The sequence below is a fragment of the Sulfurimonas sp. genome (genome assembly GCF_027056685.1).
GTDB lineage: Bacteria > Campylobacterota > Campylobacteria > Campylobacterales > Sulfurimonadaceae > Sulfurimonas.
Genome location: NZ_JALUKE010000187.1, coordinates 1 through 21985 on the forward strand (window position 1 = coordinate 1; position 21985 = coordinate 21985).

Annotated in this window: 22 protein-coding genes, 1 tRNA gene and 1 other RNA gene; 20 read left to right on the plus strand and 4 right to left on the minus strand. The window is 32.8% G+C overall.

The features are described 5' to 3' along the window. Positions 1-2142: DUF3971 domain-containing protein (locus MVY38_RS08285; protein ID WP_297485163.1), on the minus strand; the 2142-nt coding region annotated here is incomplete at its 3' end. Between the two features lie 49 nt (positions 2143-2191). Here MVY38_RS08285 and mltG point away from each other — a divergent pair. The 10 genes from mltG (at position 2192) to MVY38_RS08335 (ending at position 12951) form a co-directional block, all read left to right on the plus strand. Next, entirely contained in the window at positions 2192-3067 is an 876-nt protein-coding gene (gene mltG, locus MVY38_RS08290) for an endolytic transglycosylase MltG (RefSeq protein WP_297485165.1), read from the plus strand. Between the two features lie 134 nt (positions 3068-3201). Continuing rightward, on the plus strand, positions 3202-5394 hold the full coding sequence (locus MVY38_RS08295; RefSeq protein WP_297485167.1) for an NADP-dependent isocitrate dehydrogenase: 2193 nt from the start codon (positions 3202-3204) through the stop codon (positions 5392-5394). 24 nt (positions 5395-5418) lie between these two features. Continuing rightward, complete coding sequence (mdh, locus tag MVY38_RS08300) at positions 5419-6375, plus strand: malate dehydrogenase (protein WP_297485169.1); 957 nt, start codon at positions 5419-5421, stop codon at positions 6373-6375. Between the two features lie 4 nt (positions 6376-6379). Continuing rightward, on the plus strand, positions 6380-7771 hold the full coding sequence (gene fumC, locus MVY38_RS08305) for a class II fumarate hydratase (protein ID WP_297485171.1): 1392 nt from the start codon (positions 6380-6382) through the stop codon (positions 7769-7771). 40 nt (positions 7772-7811) lie between these two features. After that, entirely contained in the window at positions 7812-8984 is a 1173-nt protein-coding gene (gene sucC, locus MVY38_RS08310; RefSeq protein WP_297485173.1) for an ADP-forming succinate--CoA ligase subunit beta, read from the plus strand. A 6-nt stretch (positions 8985-8990) separates the two neighbouring features. Further along, positions 8991-9866, plus strand: coding sequence for a succinate--CoA ligase subunit alpha (sucD, locus tag MVY38_RS08315; protein WP_297433814.1), 876 nt, complete (start codon positions 8991-8993; stop codon positions 9864-9866). 155 nt (positions 9867-10021) lie between these two features. Beyond that, complete coding sequence (locus MVY38_RS08320) at positions 10022-10372, plus strand: 4Fe-4S dicluster domain-containing protein (RefSeq protein WP_297485175.1); 351 nt, start codon at positions 10022-10024, stop codon at positions 10370-10372. Next, entirely contained in the window at positions 10372-11526 is a 1155-nt protein-coding gene (locus MVY38_RS08325; RefSeq protein ID WP_297485177.1) for a 2-oxoglutarate synthase subunit alpha, read from the plus strand. The genes MVY38_RS08320 and MVY38_RS08325 overlap by 1 nt, the downstream gene beginning before the upstream one ends. Then, a complete protein-coding gene (locus tag MVY38_RS08330; RefSeq protein WP_297485179.1) occupies positions 11526-12383 on the plus strand; it encodes a 2-oxoglutarate ferredoxin oxidoreductase subunit beta in 858 nt (285 codons plus the stop codon). The genes MVY38_RS08325 and MVY38_RS08330 overlap by 1 nt, the downstream gene beginning before the upstream one ends. Before the next feature lie 10 nt (positions 12384-12393). After that, positions 12394-12951: a 2-oxoacid:acceptor oxidoreductase family protein gene (locus MVY38_RS08335; protein WP_297485181.1), complete on the plus strand. Its 558-nt coding sequence runs from the start codon at positions 12394-12396 to the stop codon at positions 12949-12951. Between the two features lie 122 nt (positions 12952-13073). Here MVY38_RS08335 and MVY38_RS08340 read toward each other — a convergent pair whose 3' ends face one another. Continuing rightward, positions 13074-13691 carry a TetR/AcrR family transcriptional regulator gene (locus MVY38_RS08340; protein WP_297485184.1) on the minus strand — a complete coding sequence of 206 codons (618 nt, stop codon included), beginning with the start codon at positions 13689-13691 and terminating at the stop codon, positions 13074-13076. Positions 13692-13858: 167 nt separating this feature from the next. Here MVY38_RS08340 and rnpB point away from each other — a divergent pair. The 4 genes from rnpB to MVY38_RS08360 all read left to right on the plus strand — a co-directional run bounded on the left by rnpB (position 13859) and on the right by MVY38_RS08360 (position 15296). Then, an RNA gene (rnpB, locus tag MVY38_RS08345) (RNase P RNA component class A) lies at positions 13859-14183 on the plus strand. A gap of 94 nt (positions 14184-14277) precedes the next feature. Beyond that, positions 14278-14490, plus strand: a complete 213-nt coding sequence (locus MVY38_RS08350; RefSeq protein WP_297485186.1) for a hypothetical protein — start codon at positions 14278-14280, stop codon at positions 14488-14490. Between the two features lie 96 nt (positions 14491-14586). Continuing rightward, positions 14587-15135 (plus strand): response regulator, encoded by a 549-nt coding sequence (locus tag MVY38_RS08355; protein ID WP_297485187.1) that lies wholly within the window; start codon positions 14587-14589, stop codon positions 15133-15135. A gap of 86 nt (positions 15136-15221) precedes the next feature. After that, positions 15222-15296: transfer RNA gene (locus tag MVY38_RS08360), tRNA-Glu, on the plus strand. Between the two features lie 62 nt (positions 15297-15358). Here the strand turns inward: MVY38_RS08360 and MVY38_RS08365 are convergent. Then, positions 15359-17617 (minus strand): glutamine--tRNA ligase/YqeY domain fusion protein, encoded by a 2259-nt coding sequence (locus tag MVY38_RS08365; RefSeq protein WP_297485188.1) that lies wholly within the window; start codon positions 17615-17617, stop codon positions 15359-15361. 100 nt (positions 17618-17717) lie between these two features. On the opposite strand from MVY38_RS08365, the gene MVY38_RS08370 reads away from it, so the two are divergent. After that, complete coding sequence (locus tag MVY38_RS08370; protein ID WP_297485190.1) at positions 17718-18962, plus strand: glutamate--tRNA ligase family protein; 1245 nt, start codon at positions 17718-17720, stop codon at positions 18960-18962. Next, positions 18959-19243 carry a YggT family protein gene (locus MVY38_RS08375; protein ID WP_297485192.1) on the plus strand — a complete coding sequence of 95 codons (285 nt, stop codon included), beginning with the start codon at positions 18959-18961 and terminating at the stop codon, positions 19241-19243. The genes MVY38_RS08370 and MVY38_RS08375 overlap by 4 nt, the downstream gene beginning before the upstream one ends. Here MVY38_RS08375 and MVY38_RS08380 read toward each other — a convergent pair. After that, complete coding sequence (locus MVY38_RS08380; RefSeq protein WP_297485194.1) at positions 19226-19696, minus strand: hypothetical protein; 471 nt, start codon at positions 19694-19696, stop codon at positions 19226-19228. The two genes, MVY38_RS08375 and MVY38_RS08380, sit on opposite strands and share 18 nt — an antisense overlap. Positions 19697-19779: 83 nt before the next feature. Between MVY38_RS08380 and mobB the strand changes: the two genes are divergently transcribed. The 4 genes from mobB to MVY38_RS08400 form a co-directional block, all read left to right on the plus strand. Beyond that, on the plus strand, positions 19780-20283 hold the full coding sequence (gene mobB / locus MVY38_RS08385; protein WP_297485196.1) for a molybdopterin-guanine dinucleotide biosynthesis protein B: 504 nt from the start codon (positions 19780-19782) through the stop codon (positions 20281-20283). A gap of 11 nt (positions 20284-20294) precedes the next feature. Next, entirely contained in the window at positions 20295-21140 is an 846-nt protein-coding gene (locus MVY38_RS08390) for a class 1 fructose-bisphosphatase (protein WP_297485200.1), read from the plus strand. After that, positions 21124-21330, plus strand: coding sequence for a hypothetical protein (locus tag MVY38_RS08395; protein ID WP_297431150.1), 207 nt, complete (start codon positions 21124-21126; stop codon positions 21328-21330). The genes MVY38_RS08390 and MVY38_RS08395 overlap by 17 nt, the downstream gene beginning before the upstream one ends. A gap of 15 nt (positions 21331-21345) precedes the next feature. Then, the coding region (locus MVY38_RS08400; protein WP_297485198.1) for a class I tRNA ligase family protein at positions 21346-21985 on the plus strand (640 nt) is incomplete at its 3' end.

Sequence of the window (21985 nt, forward strand, 5' to 3'; positions counted from 1 at the left end):
TTGCTTGTTTTTATCCATAAGTATTGAATATGGATAGATAATATTTGCTTGGAATTTTGTACTTGTTTGATTACTTTTTTTATAAAAACTTACTACACCACTAGAAATATTTAACTGTTTTAAAATATCTGAATTTTTTGCTATTCTATCTAATGAAAATAGATTAAGCCCCCATTTTTCTTTATCTGAAAAAAATGTGGCATCGAGCTGAGAAGATTTAATTGTAATGTTTTTGTCACTAAAAAATGCTTGCACTTTAATCTTTTTATTATTATAGAGAATTCTTTGTGTTCTTGGACTCTTTAGTATGAAATTATTCAGTCTAATATCTACTTGATTAGAATCAAAGAGATGTTTTGCATAAATTTTAGTACTTATATATTTGCCGATTTCAATTGAAGTAGGTTGTAATTTGACACTTTTGTCATCAAAAATCATCTGAAGTTTCTTGATTTTATATTGTGAACCATTAATAGATATGTAAATATCATTCGCTGCGTTTAGAGTAAATTTAGTATCGTATTTTGCGCTGAGATGGACATCTGTTTGCTCAAGTTTCAAGCCTTCATAATTAAGATTAAAGAGGTCTATGTCAAAATTTAGATGTTTATTCTTTATATTTACATTGCCACTCACAAATGCTTGTGCAATATCTTTAGTACTAATCATTACAGGAGGTAGTGCAATTGTGGTATCATGAATATCATAAGGCATGGAAAAGGCATTAACTGTTATTGCTTGATTCTTATATTTCCATTGTGATTTACTTAAATGTAAGAATTTTTTGTTTTTTGAGAGGTGATATAAAATATGAAGTTTTGAGTTTGACCTATCAAGTTTCAATCCTTTATATCTGATATTATTGACTTTAAAGCGAATGTCACCTAGCTTTGTTTTAACATTATAAGCAGCACTTAAATTTGTATCGAGAATATTTTGATATTTTATCTGCATTTTATCAATTGTCACATTACTATTATGTAGATGAATATGACTATTAAAAAGATTGAGATTAAGGCCTATATAGTCAACATTTGCTTTTTTGAGTGAAAAGTCTCCATCAACATTGACTTGAATCGTTCGTAAATCTACATTCAAATGCAAGTTTGTATTTATTACACCACTATTTTGTTTTAGCGGCAATATTATTTTATATACAGATAGAAGATGCAAAATATCATCATTTAGCCTTCCATCTAAGTGCAAATAGAGATCTAAAAATTCATGTTTTTTTGTAAAGTCAATTTTTAACCAACTATTTTTTAAGTATGTATTATATGTATATGCTTTTCTTGGTTTAATATAAAGAACACCATTTTTAAATTCTAACTCTGTTTGTTTGCTATCAATAACTGCAAGCATAGGATTGTATCTATATTTTAAAGAATGAACTACTGCGTTCAAATATATATGTTTATAGGCATTACTTAAGTCGTTAAAGTTGATTTCCCCATTCACTTTTTTTATTGTTACATATTTCGCTTCAATTGCATCATTTGCCCAGTACTTAACATCTTTATTAAAAGGAATAAGATTAAGTAGAGCTTTAATATTTTGAATATCATTATGTGATTTTATAGTGTAGCGTAGATGATTTTCATTAGATATAGCATTTAGAGTCAAATTTGCATCATTATTGAGTAAAATATTTAGTTTTGTATATTGTTTTAAAGTAGTAGTGTTTATAACAATATTTCCACTGATGCTAGTTTTATATTTGCTACTATTTAAATCTTGAATATGAATAGCTAAGTTACTATTCTTTGTAAAAAGTACAGCATTACAATTAATTATGTCTTTGTAGTGAAAATGAAGTAATCCTTTCTTCTTTGAAGAGTAATCAAAATTAGCTGTAAAATCATCTACTTCAATTTTACTAATAGTAAGAGTACCTATATATGGTATGATTTTAGGAATTAATTTTAAATAGTTATTAATCTCTTCAAAGCTTAGTCTTTTACTAGATGCCGTTTGTTGTCTGATTTTTACGTCATCTATGACAATATGAAGTTTATCATCAAGTCTAATATAACTGTTTTTAAGATAAAAATTTGATATATGGAGATTATCAAGATATAATCCATTTTGTAAAACAAAAAATAAAAAGACTAGAAAGAGAATTATGAAAGAAAAAAGACTCACAATACTCATGTATATTTTCGATATAATTTTAATAATAACTCTATCTCTCATGTACTACCTAAATAAGCCAATTCAAACCCCTAAAATACTCTATATACCGAAGGGTTCTATAAATCAAATTATAGCACAATTAGAGCGAAATCATTATGATGTAAATAAATTAGATGCATACTTTTTAAGGCTAATAGGATCACCACAAAATGGGTGGATTAATTTAAAAACAACGAGCAATACAAAAGCAGATTTTTTATATAAATTAACTACTTCCAAAGCTGCACTACAAAAAGTAACACTTATTCCAGGTGAGACAACATATATTTTTTTGAATAAATTAGCAAAAAAACTAAATCTAAACGCAGCAACCTTACAAAAAGAGTATAAGCATCAATCACCTTTTAGTGAAGGTGTATTGGTACCAGATACTTATCAGTTACCAATAGGCATAAATGAATCGACTGTAATAAAACTTCTGCTTAGACTCTCGTTACGCAAAACAAAAGAGCTCTCTTATAAGATTTTTGGCACATACAATCAAAAAAAATGGTTTCATTATGTAGCACTTGCATCTATTATTCAAAAAGAATCAGCGAATAACGCTGAAATGCCTATAATAAGCTCTGTAATCTATAATCGCTTGAAAAAAGGTATGAAATTGCAGATGGATGGCACACTAAATTATGGAAAATATTCGCATATTAAAGTAACCCCTAAGAGGATTAGAGAAGATATGAGTATATACAACACATATAAACATAAGGGTGTTCCTAAAATCCCTGTATGTAATGTTGGGTTTGAAGCGATTAAAGCTGCGATATTTCCAGCGAAAACAGACTATCTTTACTTTGTAAAATCAAAATTGGGAACACATAAATTTGCATGTAACTATTCTACACATTTACGCAACATAAGGCATGCTACAAAATGAAACATATTTAAAATATCTTTACTTATTTTTATGAGCTTTATCTATATTATATATCTTAGTGTTATTATTGAAGTTACAAAATTCATGGATTGCAAGATTTATGAATCTAAACAATATAACTATGAGGACGAACAATGTCAAAAATCATTTGGACTAAAATTGATGAAGCTCCGGCTTTAGCAACATATTCATTACTACCAATTGTACAAGCTTTTACAAAGAGTGCTGGTATAGAAGTAGAAGAGAGAGATATATCTTTATCAGCTAGAGTTATTGCTACTATGGCAGACTACTTAAAAGAAGATCAAAAGATGGCTAATGAATTAGCATATTTGGGTGAAGTTGTACAGCAACCAGAAGGGAATATCATTAAACTTCCAAATATTTCTGCATCAATTCCTCAACTTAAAGAGTGTATTGCAGAACTTCAATCGAAAGGATATGCTTTACCAGAGTATCCTGAACATGCACAGAGTGAAGAAGAAAAAGCGCTTCAAGCAAAATATGCTACTTGTCTTGGCTCAGCAGTTAATCCTGTCCTTCGTGAAGGAAACTCGGATCGTCGTGCAGCACTGGCAGTTAAAAATTTTGCTAAGAAAAATCCACATAAATTACGTCCTTTTGCAGAAAATGCTAAAACTTATGTAGATTCAATGTCATCAGATGATTTTTATGCAAATGAACAATCTGTGATTATTGATGGTGAACAAAATGTAACTATTGAACTTAATGGTAAAGTAATTAAGAATGTTGATGCAAAAGACAAAGAGATTTTAGATGGTACATTTTTATCTGCGAAGGCATTGCGTAAGTTTTATAAGGAATCAATTCAAAGAGCAAAAGAGAATGGTGTGTTATGGTCTCTTCATTTAAAAGCAACAATGATGAAAGTATCTGATCCAATTATGTTTGGTCATGCTGTTGAAGTATTCTTTGAAGATGTATTTACTAAATATGCAGATGAATTTGAAAAACTTGGTGTTAATGCGAATCTCGGTCTTGGTGATTTAGAGAAAAAACTGGAAAATTCAGATAAAAAAGATGAAATTTTAGTAGCAATTAAAAATGTTATAAATAACGGTGATGTAAATGTTGCTATGGTTGATAGCGATAATGGTATAACAAACTTGCATGCTTCAAATGATATTATTATTGATGCTTCACTTCCTGTTGTTATTCGTGATGGTGGAAAAATGTGGAACAAGGATGGTAAAACTGAAGAGTGTGTCGCTGTAATTCCAGACCGTTGTTATGCTAATTTTTACCGTCCAATGGTTGAAGATTGTGTAAAAAATGGTCAATATGATGTAACTACTATGGGTTCTGTTGCAAATGTTGGTCTTATGGCACAAAAAGCTGAAGAGTATGGTTCTCACCCAACTACTGTTGAAGTAGCAGAAGATGGCATTATGGAAGTAAAAGATGCTGTGGGTAATGTTCTTATGAGTCATAAAGTTGAAAAAGGTGATATTTGGAGAATGTCTCGTGCGAAAGATATTCCAATCAAAGACTGGGTTCGCCTTGCAGTAGAGAGAGCTAGAATTGAAAAAGTACCAACAATTTTCTGGTTAGATGAAAATCGCGCTCATGATGCAAATATGATTAAAAAAGTGAATGAATATTTAAAACTACATGATACTGAAGGCTTAGATATTCGTATTATGGAAGTAGAAGAAGCTACAAAATTTTCTAATGCTCGTGTAAGAGAAGGAAAAAATAGTATTGCTGTAACTGGTAATGTTCTTCGTGACTATTTAACTGATATGTATCCAATTTTAGAGCTTGGAACATCTGCAAAAATGTTATCAATTGTGCCATTGTTAGCTGGTGGTGGTCTTTTTGAAACTGGTGCTGGTGGTTCTGCTCCTAAACATGTTGATCAATTTCTTTCAGAAGGGCATTTAAGATGGGATTCTCTAGGTGAGTTTTTAGCACTTGCTGAATCTTTAAGATACATTGAACAAAAACATCCAGATGAAAAATTGGAAGCTGTTACTGCTGCATTAGATGTTGCGAACAATAGATACCTTGACAACAATAAAGCTCCTTCAAGAAAAGTTGGTGAGCCAGACAATAAAGCTTCTCATTTTTTTGTAGCTCAATACTGGGCGCAAGATTTAGCTGATAGTGATAATGCTGAACTCTCTGCTAAATTTCGTCCTATTGCAAAAGCACTTATTGAGAATGAAGAAAAAATTATTGCTGAACTTTTAGCTTCTGAAGGTGGAGCAAAAGATATTGGTGGTTATTATCGTCCAGATAATGCAAAAGTTATTGCGGCAATGCGTCCATCTGCTACTTTGAATGCTATTATAGATTCGATCTAAGTAATTTAATTTAAAGGAGCGTATATGAGTCAAGGAAAAAGAGTAGGTATTGTAGGAGCAGGGAATGTTGGCGCAACAGTAGCATACTCTCTTGCTATGCAAGGATCTTGTCATGAGATTATTTTGCGTGATAATAAAATTGATGTAGCAAAGGGAAAAGCGTTAGATATGTCTCAAGCTGCCTCTGCTGTTAGAAGTCATACTGTGGTTTCTGTTGCTGAAGAGATGTCTGATCTTGTAGATTGTGATGTTGTAGTAATTACTGCTGGAAGCCCAAGACTACCAGGTATGAGCCGTGATGATTTACTTATGATAAATGCGAAGATTACAAAAGAGGTAGTGCTGGGTGTTGCAAAATACTCTCCTCAAGCTATCATCATTATGGTTTCAAATCCTCTCGATGCCATGACTTATGTTGCTCTTAAAGAGAGTGGATTTGAAAGAAGTAGAGTGATTGGTATGGCAGGAATTCTTGATAGTTCTCGTATGGCTGCGTTTATACAAGAAAAATTAGGTTACGGCGGAGGACAAATTCGTGCTTCAGTTATGGGTGGGCATGGTGACGATATGGTTCCTTTGCCTCGTTATTCAACTGTAGCTGGTGTTCCTTTGACTGATGTTTTGAGCCAAACGGAAATAGATGAGATAGTAGATCGTACGCGCCATGGCGGGGCTGAAATTGTTGGTTATCTTAAAACTGGCTCAGCGTATTATGCTCCGGCAAAATCTGCAGCTATTATGGTTGATGCAATTCTTAAAGATACAAAACAGATTCATCCATGTGCTGTTTGTCTTGAAGGTGAATATGGTTATAGTGATGTTGTATCTGGTGTGCCTGTAATGTTAGGTGCAAAAGGTGCTGAAAAAATCATCGAAGTTACATTAGATGATAAAGAAAATAAAATGTTTGCTCAGTCATGTAGTTCTGTAAAAGGACTTATTGATACATTAAAATCAAACAATTTTTTTAAAGGAGAATAAATAGATGAAAACTCGTATTGAAAAAGATACAATGGGCGAGGTAGAAGTTCCTGTTGATGCTTATTGGGGTGCTCAAACACAGCGTAGTGTGCAGAACTTTAAAATTGGTGCAGAGACAATGCCGTATGAAATTACTCGTGCATTTTCATATTTAAAAAAGGCAGTAGCTCTTGTAAACAAAGATTTAGGGAAGCTTGATGCAAAAAAAGCAGATGCAATAGCACAGGCTGCTGATGACATGCTTGCGGGTAAACTTGATGGAAATTACCCTTTAGTTGTATGGCAAACTGGTTCAGGTACACAATCAAATATGAACAACAATGAAGTTCTTGCAAATCGTGCCACAGAAATTTTAGGTGGTGATTTTAGAGTAGAAAAACTTGTTCATCCAAATGATGATGTAAACAAATCACAATCTTCAAATGATACTTATCCGACTGCACTTCATGTAGCTTCTGTTATTGCTGTTGAAGAACAACTTTTACCTGCTATTGCAAAATTAAAAGCTACACTTCAAGCAAAAAGTGAGGAATTTGCTCATATTGTAAAAATTGGACGCACACATCTTCAAGATGCTACACCTTTAACTCTTGGCCAAGAGATTAGTGGTTGGGTAGAGATGCTTAATAAATCTGAAAAAATGGCAAAAGATTCACTAGATGCTGTAAGAGAACTTGCACTTGGTGGAACTGCTGTTGGAACAGGGCTTAATGCACATCCTGAACTTGGTGAAAGAGTTGCTAAAAAACTTTCAGAGCTTACAGGACATGACTTTATTACAGCACCAAATAAATTTCATGCACTAACATCTCATGATGCACTTGTCTTTGCTCATGGTGCACTTAAAGCACTCTCTGCAGATATGATGAAAATAGCAAATGATGTAAGATGGTTGGCATCTGGTCCTAGATGTGGAATAGGGGAGATAGAAATTCCTGCCAATGAGCCAGGTTCTTCAATTATGCCAGGAAAAGTAAATCCTACACAGAGTGAAGCCGTTACAATGGTAACTTGTCAAGTTATGGGTAATGATGCTACTATTGGTTTTGCCGCTTCTCAAGGTAATTTTGAGTTAAATGTATTTAAACCTGTAATTGCGTATAATTTCTTACAATCAGTAAGACTTTTAAGTGATTCAATTGTTTCATTTAATGATAATGCTGCAGTTGGTATAAAACCAGTTGAAGATAAAATTGATTACTACTTAAATAATTCACTTATGTTAGTAACAGCACTTAATCCATATATTGGATATGAAAACGCAGCAAAAATTGCAAAAACTGCGCATGCAAATAACTCAACACTTAAAGAGACTGCAATTGAGCTTGGTCTTTTAACTGCTGAACAATTTGATGAGTATGTTAAGCCAGAAGAGATGATTGCACCAAAAGCATAGTACTAGTGCAAAAAAAACTAATTTAAAATAAGGAGATTAAATGAATGTACATGAGTATCAAGCAAAACAAATTTTTGCTAAGTATGGTGTTCCAACACCAAAAGGTATAATGGTTGAAAGCGTTAAGGATGCAGTTACTGCTGCTGAGCAGTTAGGTGGTCCAGTATGGGTTGTAAAAGCACAAATTCATGCAGGTGGTCGTGGTCTTGGTGGCGGTGTAAAACTTGCTAAAAGTCTTGAAGAAGTTGAAGAGTTAGCAAATGAAATACTTGGAATGACTTTGGTAACACATCAAACTACTGCAGAAGGTAAACTTGTTCAAAAGCTTTACATTGAAGATGGAGCAGATATTAAAGATGAATTTTATCTTTCTGTTGTTTTAGATAGAAAATTGGAAATGCCTTTAATTATGGCATCTACTGAAGGTGGAATGAATATTGAGGATGTTGCTGAAAAAACTCCTGAAAAAATCATTACAGTTCCAGTTGATCCATCTATTGGTTTTCAAGGATTTCATGGACGAGAGTTAGCATTTGGTCTTGGAATTACAGATAAAAAAAAAAAAAAAAACATTATTAGTTTTGCATCAAAACTTTATAAATTATATATGGATAATGATGCAGAATTAATAGAAATAAATCCACTTGTAAGAACTGGAAATGGTGAATTTTTAGCACTAGATGGTAAAATGGGATTTGATAATTCTGCTCTTGGTCGTCATCCTGATATTGCAGCGATGAGAGATTTAAGCGAAGAAGATCCAGATGAAGTTGAAGCTTCTAAATATGGTCTATCTTATGTTGCTCTTGATGGTGAAATTGGTTGTATGGTAAATGGTGCCGGACTTGCTATGGGTACTATGGATACAATTAACCATATGGGTGGAACTCCTGCAAACTTTTTGGATGTTGGTGGTAGTGCAAATGCAGAGACTGTTGCAAAAGGGTTTGAGATTATTCTTAAAAATCCAAATGTAAAAGCTATTTTTGTAAATATTTTTGGTGGTATCGTAAGATGTGACCGTATTGCAAATGGTATTATTGAAGCAACAAAAATTACTGATGTTAATGTTCCTGTTATTGTTCGTCTTGATGGTACAAATGCACCAGAAGCTGCTGAAATTCTTAAAAATGCAAATATAGCAAATTTAATCGTTGGTAATGATTTAGGTGACGGTGCAGCAAAAGCTGTAGCTGCTGCAAAAGGAGAATAATTAAAGATGTCAATTTTAGTAAATAAAGATACAAAAGTAATCGTTCAAGGTTTTACAGGAAAAGAGGGTTCATTTCATGCTGAGCAATGTCTTGCTTATGGGACACAAATTGTTGGTGGTGTTACACCAAACAAGGGTGGTCAAGAGCATTTAGGCAAACCCGTTTTCAATACTGTGGCAGAAGCTGTAAAAAATACAGGTGCAACTGTAAGTATGATTTTTGTTCCGCCTGCATTTGTTGGTGACGCTGTAATGGAAGCTGCTGAGGCTGGTATAGAACTTGCCGTTATTATTACAGAAGGTGCTCCAGTAAAAGATATGCAAATGGCAAAAGCTTATGCAACAAAACATAATATGAAAACAATTGGGCCAAACTGCCCTGGTATTATTACTGCTGAAGAGTGTAAAATTGGAATTATGCCTGGTATGATTTTCAAAAAAGGTAATGTTGGACTAATTTCAAAATCTGGTACACTTACTTATGAAGGTGCAAATCAAGTATGTAAAGAAGGTTTTGGAATTACTACTGCTGTTGGTATTGGTGGAGATCCTATTATTGGTCTTTCATACAAGCAAATTTTACCAATGTTTGAAGCAGATCCTGAAACTGAAGCAATTGTTATGATTGGTGAAATTGGTGGAGATCTTGAAATTCAAGCTGCTAAACTTATTAAAGAACAAATTACTAAACCAGTTGTTGCATTTATTGCTGGTCAAACTGCACCTAAAGGTAAAACTATGGGTCACGCTGGTGCAATTGTTTCAGGAACTGCAGGTACTGCAGCTGAAAAAATGGCAGCACTTGAAGCAGCAGGTGTAAAAGTTGTTGTTAGTCCTGCAGAAATTGGTAAAGCAGTAGCCGAAGTATTAGCTAAAAAGTAATTTTAATTTTGTGTGAGCCCTATTTTGTTACATTATGTACTAATGTAGGGCGCTAGCAGCACAACTTTAGAGTAAATTTATAGTAAGTTAGATACTCTTTTAAAATATTAGAGTAAAATGTGGTCTTAAACTACATTTTAAAATTAGGAGAATAAATGGGAACTTTTAAAACTGAAAACCCAGGAAACCAACCAGTTTGGGTAAATACAAGTAATTGTAAGGCTTGTGATATTTGTGTTTCTGTATGTCCATCAGGCGTACTTGGAATGGTTTATGAAAAAACATCTACGCTCGGCGCAATGATTTCTATTGATCATCCAGAGGCTTGTATAGGCTGTATGGAATGTGAGTTATCTTGTCCTGATTTTGCTATTTATGTAGCAGATAGAAAAGAGTTAAAAGCAGCAGGGAAAAGTTTTGCAAAATTGACAGATGATTCAAAAGCTAGACAAGCAGCAATTGTTGCAAATAATTATATGTCTTTAGAAGAAGAAGGAGCTAAATAATGGCAAGAGAAGTAATTTCAACTGGTAATGAACTATGTGCAAAGGCTGCTATAGAAGGAGGCGCAAAATTCTTTGGTGGATACCCTCTTACGCCATCTTCAGAAGTAATGCATGTATCATCAGATCTTTTACCAAAAGTTGGTGGTGTAGCTATACAAATGGAAGATGAAATCGCTGGTATATCAGCAGCATTAGGTTCTTCTATGACTGGTGTAAAATCTTTTACAGCTACATCTGGACCTGGTATTTCATTAAAAGCTGAACAAATTGGTCTTGGCTTTATTGCTGAAATTCCATTAGTTATAGTAAATGTAATGCGTGGTGGTCCATCAACAGGTCTTCCAACTCGTGTTTCTCAAGCAGATATTGGACAAGCACAATATCCAACTCATGGTGATTATGCATCAATTACATTATGTGCAGGATCTTTATCTGAATGTTATACAGAAACAGTAAGAGCATTTAATTTAGCTGAAAAATATATGACTCCTGTTTTTATGCTTTTGGATGAAACAATTGGGCATATGCATGGAAAAGCGATACTTCCTGATTTGGAAGAAATTGAAGCTTCAATTGTAACTCGTGAAAAATTTGAAGGTTCTCCAGAGAATTATAAACCGTATGATGTTCCTATGAATAAACCAGCTGTTTTAAATCCAATGTTTCAGGGCTATAAGTATCATGTTACTGGTTTACATCATGGTGTAGAAGGTTTTCCAACTGAAGATGCAGAACAATGTGAATTTAATATAGAAAGACTTGTTGGAAAAATCAATACAGTTGCAGCAGAAAATGATGGTTTAGATGATCTACCTGATTATGAAGAATATATGTTAGATGATGCCGATATTTGTATTATCGCTTATGGTTCTATAGGTCTTGGTGCTTATGAAGCAGTTCAAAAACTTCGTTCAGAAGGTATCAAAGCTGGTCTATTTAGACCTATTATGTTATGGCCGTCTCCAGCTAAAAGAATTGCTGAAATAGGTGCTAAATTTGAAAATAGAATTATGGTGACAGAGCTTAATATGGGTCAGTATTCTAAAGAAATTGAACGAGTTATTAAAAGAAATGATTTTGCTACTTTGCTTAAAGCAAATGGTCGTCCAATCGCACCTGCTGAAATGGTAGCAAAAGTTAAGGAGATGATGTAATGGCATTTAATTATGATAAATATTTGCGTGTAAATAAGATGCCAACACTTTGGTGTTGGGGTTGTGGGGATGGTGTTATTTTAAAAGCTACTATCCGTGCCATTGAAAAAATGGGTTGGGATATGCAAAATGTATGTGTTGTATCTGGTATCGGTTGTTCAGGTCGTTTTAGTTCATATATAGATTGTAATACAGTACACACTACACATGGTCGTACTGTTGCTTATGCAACAGGAATTAAATTAGCTAACCCTCATGTCAATGTAATTGTAGTTGCTGGTGATGGTGATGGTTTAGCAATTGGTGGTAATCATACTATTCATGGTTGTCGTCGTAATATTGACTTAAATTTTATTTTAATTAATAACTTTATTTATGGTCTTACAAATTCACAAACTTCTCCGACTACTCCTCGTGGTTTTTGGACTGTTTCACAAAAAAATGGTAACATTGATCCAACTTTCAATGCTTGTAATTTAGCTATTGGGGCAGGGGCATCATTTGTTGCTCGTGAGACAATGATTGAACCTAAAAAACTTGAAAAAGTTTTAGTGAAAGCTTTTTCGCACAAAGGTTTTAGTTTTATTGAAGTTAATTCAAACTGTCATATTAATCTTGGTCGTAAAAATAAAATGGCTAGTGCTATGGAAAATTTAGACTGGATTAATAGTATCACTATGCCACTTAAAAAATGGGAAGCTCTTGAAGATCCTATAGAAAAAGAGAATCTTTTACCAACTGGTGTGTTAAGAGAAGTTGAACAAGAAGAGTATTGTGAAATGTATGCAGAAATTCAAAAAGCTGCACAAGGCGAACGCGGAAAAATTACTCAAGCTGATTTTGAGAAAAAAATATAAGGAGCTATAGATGAGAGATACTTTAAGATTTACTGGTGTCGGTGGGCAGGGTGTATTACTTGCTGGTGAAATTATGGCTGCTTGTAAAATCAAAAATGGTGGATATGGGTTAAAGACTGCTACATATACTTCTCAAGTTCGTGGTGGTGCAACAGTTGTTGATATTACTCTTGATGATGAAGAAATTCGTTATCCATATGCAAATGAAGGTGAAATTGATTTTATGCTTTCTGTTGCTGATGTATCGTACCAACAATTTAAAAATGGTGTAAAATCAGGTGGTATTATTGTAGTTGATCCAAATCTTGTTCATGCTTCAGATGAAGACAAAAAGAAGTGGAATATTTATGAAATTCCAATTATTACAATAGCCAAAGAAGAAGTTGGAAATGTAATTACACAATCAGTAGTTGCTCTTGCAATTGCAAATACTATGACAAAAGTTCTTCCTGAAGAGCTGTTAGTTGAAACAATGCTTTCAAAAGTTCCGCCAAAAGTTCATGAAGTAAATAAAAAAGCTTATGCACTTGGTAAAGATTATGCTTTAGATGCAATGGGTACTAAATAGAACTTATTCTTTTAAAGTAAAGTGTTACTTGGCAGTTCCTTTTATGGAACTGCTTTTTTTATTAAGGCTTTTAATATTATAAAGTATTAATACTTTATAATATTAAAAGCTAGTTGATAGATCTATAATTTAATACTTTCCCAAAAAAAATCTACATGTTTTTCAAACTGTGTTGAGAGATTATTTGTTGAATGTGCATCAAATCTTAACAAAGTCACTTGTAATCGAAGATAGAATAGGGTGCTTAAAAACTCATAAGATATCATCATCGGATCACTAGAACATATTAATGAATTTTGCATCATTACAAAAAAACCTTCAGACAACAATTGAATATTTTTATCATGAAATTCTCGCATAAACTGCTCTCTAAGCTCTTGATTTTGCATAAGCTCTATCATGAGTAGTCGGAACATATTTTCATTAGTCTTATCAAATGTAAGCATCTTATACTGTGAGGTAAATTTTTGTAAAAAAGGTTTGCCTCGCAGTGCTAAATCTGTTATCTCTTCTTTTGTAAATATGAAAGGGGAGCTAAATATATTTTTTGCAACCATTAAGAATATCTCTTCTTTATTTTTGTAATGATTATATATTGCACTCTCTCTAATACCTACTTCGGCGGCTATTTTTCTTACACTTGTACCTTTATACCCATACTTACAGAAGAGGGTAGTCGATACTTTTAGTATCTTCTCTTTTGTACCTTTACCTCTGTTTTGTTCCCTACTCTTAGGCATATATGTCTCCTTTTGTATAACATGAACGATTGTTAATATAAGTCTAATTGTATATGAACAGTTGTTAATACTAGCTTAATAAAAAGTGAACAATCGTTCATAATATATATTTATAAAAAGAACACTTGTTCACTATTATTTTCTTTTAATTTAATGTATACTTTCATTAAGGTACAAGAGATGGTAACTTGAATTTCAAGAGGAAAGTCCGAGCTGCTGTAAGACAGTGTTCCATTTAACAAATGGCCGTAGTAATACGAGGGAAAGTGCAACAGAGAATAGACTGCCACTTTTAAGTGGTAAAGGTGAAAGGGTGGTGTAAGAGACCACCAGTCTTTGTAGTAATACAGAGAGCTTGTAAACCCAACATGGCAGCAAGAAACAGATGGTTAGCGTCTTACAAAGCTATTGTTTCGCTAGAGGCATAATGTAAGTTATGCAGTAGATTAATTACCATCACTACAAAACTCGGCTTATTTTGTACCTTACTTTTATTAAGGTGGAAGACCTAGATGGCATTAAATATTTTCAAGAGAATTTACATTATGTTAATCAATAGAAATAATTAATGGGGAATCAGAGATAAATGAATACTAAAACGACAAAAGAACAGCTAATTAATGACATTCAAAACCTACTTAACACATATGAAGGTGTTCATCAGACTTCTATTAATCCAAATCTTCTACAATTTATGGATGATGATACTTTAAAACAGATTATAGGAAATCTTCTTGATCAAAAAGAAGCTTCTAAAGAGAGTGATATTGAATGGTTGGAACAATTTAAAACAAAATAATATCTTGTTTTAAAATATTAATGTTTCAATATGTTATTGTTATTTACCATTATTATTGTATAATCCCCTATTCTAAAATAAAACAAGGGAAATAATATGAGTAGTAACTTAGACCTAATCCAACTTACAGAACAAACAAAGAAACTTACAGCATTGGTTGTAGAAGATGAAAAAGTAACAAATGAGCTTTTGAGCTCTACATTCAAAAACTTTTTTTCAAATGTAGATTCATGTTTTGATGGTGCTTCTGCACTAAAAATTTATGAAAAAGAGAAACCAGATGTTGTTTTTGTTGACATTATTATGTCAGGAATGGATGGTATTGAACTTTCACGCAAAATTCGTGAGATCAATCCTGCACAAATCATTATTGTTATTTCAGCAAGTAACGATATGGAAAAAATTTCTGAATCAATTGAAGTTGGAGTAAATAGCTTCATTCAAAAACCAATTGATACAAAGAAAATTATTGAACTACTCGCTAGTGTTGTATCAATGGTTGCCAAAAAGAAAAAAGTTGAAACAAAAACATTTTCAATCTCTCTTCCTTTAGATCTATATGAAACTGTTAATGACAACGCAAAGGCTGAAAGCATTTCTAAAAATGCTGTTATTATTAGAGCACTTCGTACTTTTTACAACTAACATATATTTAAGTAGATTTTATCTTTTTCTAAGGATAAAATCTATATAATTTCGGCTCAACAAAACAAGTTGACTTTCACTTTAATGGCCCCATCGTCTAGCGGTTAGGATCCATGGTTTTCATCCATGTTACAGGAGTTCAATTCTCCTTGGGGTCACCATCTACATAAAAAATTATTTCAAAAATTAAATTATAAAGCTACTCAAAAAGAGTAACCTTCATCTATTTTTCACTAAGTTTTTTTGCTACAAGTTCGTTGACAACTTTTGGATTTGCTTTGCCACCTGTTTCTTTTAAAACTTGACCTACAAAGAAACCTAAAAGTTTTTTATTTCCTGCTCTAAATTTTTCTACATTATCAGGATTTTTCACAATAATATCCTCTATAATAGGAGCAATAATATCTGGATCACTTATTTGTAGCAGTCCCCTACTATCTACTATCTGTTTTGGCTCTTCGCCACTTTTACTCATTGTTTCAAAAACATCTTTTGCAATTTTTGTTGATATTGTTTCATCATCTATCATTTTAACAAGTTGTGCGACCTGTTGAGGAATAAATTTCAAATCTGTTAGCTCTTTTTGTTTTAACTCTCTTGCTACTTCATTTGTTACAATGTTTGCAATATTGACAGGATTATTATATTCCATAAGTGCTTCTTCAAAAAAATCAGATAATTTTTTATCACGAGCTAAAGTATTTGCTACTTCACTATTAAGTTGCAACTCTTTTGTATATTTATCAAAAAGTGCTTCTTCTTCTTTACTCATGGCTACCACTTCACCATCAATTTGCACTTGTTTAGCTTGTGCTTTTGGCTGAACTTTTTTCTCTTTTGTCTTTTTACCCCAAGAATCTTTTAAGCCGACAATTTGATTAAAGACAGGTGTATCATCACTATAATCTATTGGATCAGTATAAAAATACCCTATTCTCTCAAATTGAAATCTCTCATCAGGTTTTTCTTTAACAATAGCTGGTTCAACAAGAGCATTTTTAATGATTTTCAAAGAGTCTGGATTAAGGTCTTCTATGCCTTCTGGTATCTCATTTTTAAAGAGTCTATCATAAAGCCGTATCTCTACCTCTTTAGCATCCGTTGCACTCACCCATTGAATGGCACTTTTTACTTTGACTCCACTGGTATCAGCAGAACCACTTTTAGAATCTGGATAATACTCTGCTTTTATCTCTATTATCTTTCCATTTTCATCTTTTATTATCTCTTTACAACTAATAATGTAAGCATGTCTCAATCGCACTGCTTGATTAGGTGTAAGACGGAAGTATCCTTTTGGAGGATTCTCTTCAAAATCATCTCTTTGTATAAAAATCTCTTTTGAAAAAGGTAGTTTTCTTGAGCCATCTTTTGGTACATCATGAGGGTAGTATGGAGCATCTATCTCTTCAAAACCTTCATAATTTTCAATAGTAACTTTTAAGGGATCAAGAACGCACATAACACGAGGTACTTTTTTGTTCAAGTCATCTCTTATACAAAATTCAAGTTGTGCAACATCAACCATAGAGTTTGCTTTTGCTATACCGATTTGATCACAAAAAGTTAAAATAGACTCTGGCGTGTAGCCTCTTCTTTTGTAGCCTGCAATTGTAGGAAGACGAGGGTCATCCCACCCACTTACATAGTTGCCTTCAACTAGCTCTAAAAGTTTTCTTTTACTCATAACCGTATAGTTAATGTTAAGTCGTGCAAATTCATACTGATAAGGACGAGGTGGTTGAAGTTCTAGGGTATCGAGTACCCAATTATAAATATCACGATTATTTTCAAATTCTAGCGTACAAATAGAGTGCGAAACTCCTTCTATATAATCAGAAAGACAGTGTGCAAAGTCATACATCGGGTATATTGCCCACTCATTTCCTGCTCTAAAATGATTTACATTTCTAATACGATATAAAAGAGGATCTCTCATCTTCATATTTGCTGCACTCATATCTATTTTAGCACGAAGTACATGCTCCCCATCGCTAAATTCACCATTTTTCATGCGCTCAAAAAGGTCTAAATTTTCTTCAACAGTGCGATTAGCATATTTACTGCGTTTACCCGCTTCTGTAACAGTGCCACGATACTCTCGTATTTGCTCTTCTGTTAAACTATCAACATAAGCTTTACCCATTTTAATAAGTTTAATTGCATAAGCGTGTATCTGAGAAAAATAATCGGAAGTAAAGTACAAATCTTCACCCCAATCAAATCCAAGCCACTTTACAGCATTTTCAAGAGCTGCAACATACTTTGTATCTTCTTTTGTAGGATTTGTATCATCCATTCTTAAATTACAATGACCATGATAATCACGAGCTATACCAAAGTTTATAGATATAGACTTCGCATGCCCTATATGTGGAAATCCATTTGGTTCAGGTGGGAATCTTGTAACTATCTCTTTGTATTTACCTGATTGTAAATCATTTTCAACTACTGTTCGTAAAAAATCTTTTTTCTTGCTCATTATTGTTATACCTTTTATTTAAGGCTTGTATTTTAGCAGATGAGAGCTTATAATTAATCAAAATTTTGTTAAAATTACAAAAAAATATTTAGGAATTTTAATGCTACGATTTGCGTTTAGACCTACTGATGATATGAATATAGAAGAGTTGCGAGTTGCTCTTTTTAACTCTATTTTATCAAAACAAAAAAATGAAGATTTTATTGTCCGTATTGACGATATAGACAAAGAAAATCTTGTAGAATCAAAAGAGCAAGAGACATTAGGTCTCTTATCTCTTTTTGGCATCGAGTATTCTCAGGTGCTTCATGAAACTCAAAATGTTCGTTTTCACTCTGCTATGGCACTTGACCTTCTCCATAAGAAAAAAGCATTTTCGTGTTTTTGTTCTGATGATTGGTTAGATAAAAAGAGAGAAGAGGCAAAAGAAAAAAATGAAGAGTACTACTATGATGATGCTTGTCGTAATTTACCTGCGGAATTAGTCATAGACAATACAGCTCCCTTTACAGTGCGAATTGCAAGACCAGATAAGCCAATAATGAATTTTGAGCCTGATAGTGTTGATAGTTTTATTATAATGAATAGAGATAAAACACCTACAGCAAATTTTGCTGCGGCAGTGGATGATATGCTCAGTGATATTTCTGCAATTGTATCTCAAAATAAAGACCGAAACGACACAGCAAAACAGATGCATGTAAGAGATGCTCTTGGTTATGAAAAAGAGATAGAATATACATATCTGCCTGCCATTGAAAGTGAAAAATCAATAAGTATTAAAGAACTTTTAGAAGAGGGATATTTACCAGAAGCTATTTCAAATTATATAATATCACTTACAATAAATACACCAAAAGAGATATTTACCCTTAATGAAGTACAAGAGTGGTTTAGTGTAGAAAATATTTCAGACTCTTCTACTCTCTTTGATATTGAGATGCTAAAACATATAAATCAAGAACATCTGAAAATGATGGATGCAAAGGAACTTTCTCGCTATGTTGGTTTTGCTGATGCAGATATTGGAGAGTTGGCAAAAGTTTATGTTAAAAATATCTCTACCACAAAAGAGTTAAAGGCAAAAATAGCTCCTATCTTTGAGCAAAAAGAGATTCCTGAAGAATTTACGCAACAAATTCTTAGCATAAAAGAGAGTATTCAAAAAGCGCCCTACTTTGAGGAGTATGATGATTTTAAGAAATATCTTATGAATGATACAGGCTTACAAGAGGAAGACTTTCTGAAACCATTAAGCATTTTACTTACAAATGCAGATGATGCTTCAGATTTATCTACAATATATAAATATTTGAAAAACTACTTAGGAGAAATTATAAAATGAGTGCAATTATAGAAATTATACAAGGTATTGGTGGTATTTTTATCTCTCTTATTAATGTTTATATCTGGGTTATTATTATTACAGCACTTTTAAGCTTTGTAAATCCAGATCCGTACAATCCAATTGTTCAGTTCCTTTACAGAATAACAAACCCAGCATATAGTTTTGTAAGAAGATTTATGAGAACCGATATGAGTGGCTTAGATTTTGCACCACTTATTATTATTGTGGGACTACAAATTATCGTAGTTATCTTATCTACTCTACTTTACAAGCTCTAAATTTTTAAATAACAGTAGCCTTGAGCTATTGTTATTATCTTTAATCTGCAATTTCAAGTTACCTTCTACTTTATTAAATGTCACTAAATAGTATTTTAGCCATGTTGCGTTTAGGGATGTTAATTTTGTAAATCTATTTGTGTTTGTAAGTGCTTTTACTTGAAGAGGTTTTTTTGAATTAAGTAAAAATTGAATATCTTCACTCTTTGAACCCTTTATAAATAGAGATACATAAAAATATTCATCTCCATGGAACTCTTTTTTATCAACATTATTCAAATAAAGAGCAGTAGCAATTCCCGTTACACCATTTTCATTTTTCATTTTTGAACTTTGAATCTGCTCTACACTTAGTGCTTGCTTTTTTGTAATATTGAAATCATCAAAAGCATTTTTGTTAGCACAAGCACTAAATAAGAGGAGAGATACTAAAAGCATGATGTAAATTTTCATTTTATACCCTGTTTTTGTAAGAATTATATCTTAATTAAACTCTTCTTTTGTATAATAAGATAAAATTAAATAAAAGTTGTATATTGAATAAAAGATTAGCTGTTGCATTTACTGGACCTTCTAATAGTGGTAAAACTACCTTAATTTTAAAGGTGGCTAGAAAACTCATTCATGAGCATAAATTAGAAGTTGCCATAATAAAGCATGACCCAAAAGATAAAGCCCGTTTTGATGTTGAAGGCAAAGATAGTTATAAGTTTAGTGATACTGGTGCAGAGGTTATTGTTACATCTCCAAACCGTACGACCTACTTTTCACAAAAACACTCCGAACTTGATGAGATGGTGAGGCTATTTGACAAGTTTGATGTTTTACTAGTTGAGGGCTTGAAAAATCTACCTCTTCCACGCATTAGTGTTTTTAGAGACACAATAGATAAAGATTACTTTGCCTATATGAATGCTTTAGCTGTAGATAACTCTGTAAACTTAGATGAGTATAAAATTCCAGATGGTGTAAGTCTGCTAGATTTGAATTCTGCAGATGAAGTAATATCTTGGATATTTAAAAACGCGAAAAAAATTTAAAAAAGGATACGATAATGGATGATATATTTGACGCAATACAAAAAAGTGCAAAAAGAATTAAAGATGTAATAGATACAAAAGATGTTGGTTACTCTCAAAATGAAAATGCTTCAGGTGAAACGCAGTTGGAGCTAGACATTAAGTGCGATATGGTAATTGAAGAGGAATTTTCAAAAGTTGCTTGTATAAATACTATTGCAAGTGAAGAAAAAGAGCATGCTGAGACACTCCATAGTGATGGGCGTTATTTTATTGCATATGATCCTCTTGATGGTTCTTCTTTAATAGATGTAAACTTAAGTGTCGGTTCTATTTTTGGTATTTATGATGGTGATTTTGGTGCTGAAAATATGGTTGCTGCTTGTTATGTTGTTTATGGACCGCGTGTTGAGATGGTTTTTGCACAAAATAGAGCAAAACTTTATCTTCTTCAAGCAGGTGAATTTGAGTTTGTAAAAGAGATTCGTCTTAATGAAAAAGGCAAACTTATGGCTCCAGGTGGAACACAACAAAATTGGGAAAGTTACCATAAAGAGATGATAGACGGATTTTTTAAAGAGGGTTATCGTCTGCGTTACTCTGGAGGAATGGTTCCAGATTTACATCAAATTCTTCTCAAAGGTGGTGGACTCTTTAGCTATCCTGCTACAAGTGATAAGCCAAATGGTAAATTACGCCGTCTTTTTGAAGTTTTCCCTTTTGCGTTTGTATATAAAATAGCTGGTGGCGAAGCTACGAATGGGCATGAAGATTTAATGTCTTTAGGATATGCACATGTTCATGACACTTCACCATGCTTTTTTGGTTCAAAATATGAAACAACAAGAGTAAAAGAGGTTTATGCAAAAAATGCATAACAAACCAAAAGATAAGTTTGAAATATATCTTGATGAGATGATTATCAAAATACAAACTTGTCAAGAAGAAAAAAATCTCAACAGTTGCAGTGAGTGCGAACTTTTTTTGCAGTGTGACTTAAGAGATGAATATATTAAAGCCGTATATAATAGTATGTCAAAAGGCGATACTGGCGGATTTGAATTTTAATTACAGGACAAAAAATTGAGTAAATATATAACTACACCTATATACTATGTAAATGGAGAGGCTCATATTGGGCATGCTTACACTACTTTTATAGCCGATACTTTGGCTAGATATGAGAGACTAAAAGGTGAAGATACATTCTTCTTAACAGGTACAGATGAGCATGGTCAAAAAATAGAAGAGTCTGCAGCAAAAAACAATAAACCGACACAACAGTTTGCAGATGAAATAAGTGCTTCGTTTAAAAATCTTTGGGATGAATTTGACATTAGTTATGATAAATTCATTCGTACAACGGATGAAGACCATATGCGTGGTGTTCAAAAAGCATTTGAAGTGATGTATGAAAAAGGTGATATTTACAAAGATTTTTATGAGGGTCATTACTGTGTTAGTTGTGAAACTTTTTTTCCTGAGACACAGCTTGTTGATGGTGAGTTTTGCCCTGATTGTGGTCGCAGTACAAATATTGTAAAAGAGGAGAGTTACTTCTTTAGACTCTCAAATTATGAAGACAAATTACTCAAATATTATGCTGAACATGAAGATTTCATTATGCCTCGTTCTCGTGCAAATGAAGTGGTTAACTTCGTAAAAGGTGGGCTTCGTGACCTCTCTGTTACTCGTACATCTTTTAGTTGGGGTGTTAAAATGC

Coding starts and splice junctions, on each gene's coding strand:
- mltG (WP_297485165.1), top strand. CDS start 2,192: ATGTACTACCTAAATAAGCCAATTCAAACCCCTAAAATACTCTATATA.
- MVY38_RS08395 (WP_297431150.1), top strand. CDS start 21,124: ATGCAAAAAATGCATAACAAACCAAAAGATAAGTTTGAAATATATCTT.
- MVY38_RS08365 (WP_297485188.1), bottom strand. CDS start 17,617: ATGAGCAAGAAAAAAGATTTTTTACGAACAGTAGTTGAAAATGATTTA.
- MVY38_RS08350 (WP_297485186.1), top strand. CDS start 14,278: ATGAATACTAAAACGACAAAAGAACAGCTAATTAATGACATTCAAAAC.
- fumC (WP_297485171.1), top strand. CDS start 6,380: ATGAAAACTCGTATTGAAAAAGATACAATGGGCGAGGTAGAAGTTCCT.
- MVY38_RS08355 (WP_297485187.1), top strand. CDS start 14,587: ATGAGTAGTAACTTAGACCTAATCCAACTTACAGAACAAACAAAGAAA.
- MVY38_RS08370 (WP_297485190.1), top strand. CDS start 17,718: ATGCTACGATTTGCGTTTAGACCTACTGATGATATGAATATAGAAGAG.
- MVY38_RS08340 (WP_297485184.1), bottom strand. CDS start 13,691: ATGCCTAAGAGTAGGGAACAAAACAGAGGTAAAGGTACAAAAGAGAAG.
- MVY38_RS08295 (WP_297485167.1), top strand. CDS start 3,202: ATGTCAAAAATCATTTGGACTAAAATTGATGAAGCTCCGGCTTTAGCA.
- MVY38_RS08380 (WP_297485194.1), bottom strand. CDS start 19,696: ATGAAAATTTACATCATGCTTTTAGTATCTCTCCTCTTATTTAGTGCT.
- MVY38_RS08325 (WP_297485177.1), top strand. CDS start 10,372: ATGGCAAGAGAAGTAATTTCAACTGGTAATGAACTATGTGCAAAGGCT.
- MVY38_RS08375 (WP_297485192.1), top strand. CDS start 18,959: ATGAGTGCAATTATAGAAATTATACAAGGTATTGGTGGTATTTTTATC.
- MVY38_RS08335 (WP_297485181.1), top strand. CDS start 12,394: ATGAGAGATACTTTAAGATTTACTGGTGTCGGTGGGCAGGGTGTATTA.
- MVY38_RS08320 (WP_297485175.1), top strand. CDS start 10,022: ATGGGAACTTTTAAAACTGAAAACCCAGGAAACCAACCAGTTTGGGTA.
- sucC (WP_297485173.1), top strand. CDS start 7,812: ATGAATGTACATGAGTATCAAGCAAAACAAATTTTTGCTAAGTATGGT.
- MVY38_RS08330 (WP_297485179.1), top strand. CDS start 11,526: ATGGCATTTAATTATGATAAATATTTGCGTGTAAATAAGATGCCAACA.
- mdh (WP_297485169.1), top strand. CDS start 5,419: ATGAGTCAAGGAAAAAGAGTAGGTATTGTAGGAGCAGGGAATGTTGGC.
- sucD (WP_297433814.1), top strand. CDS start 8,991: ATGTCAATTTTAGTAAATAAAGATACAAAAGTAATCGTTCAAGGTTTT.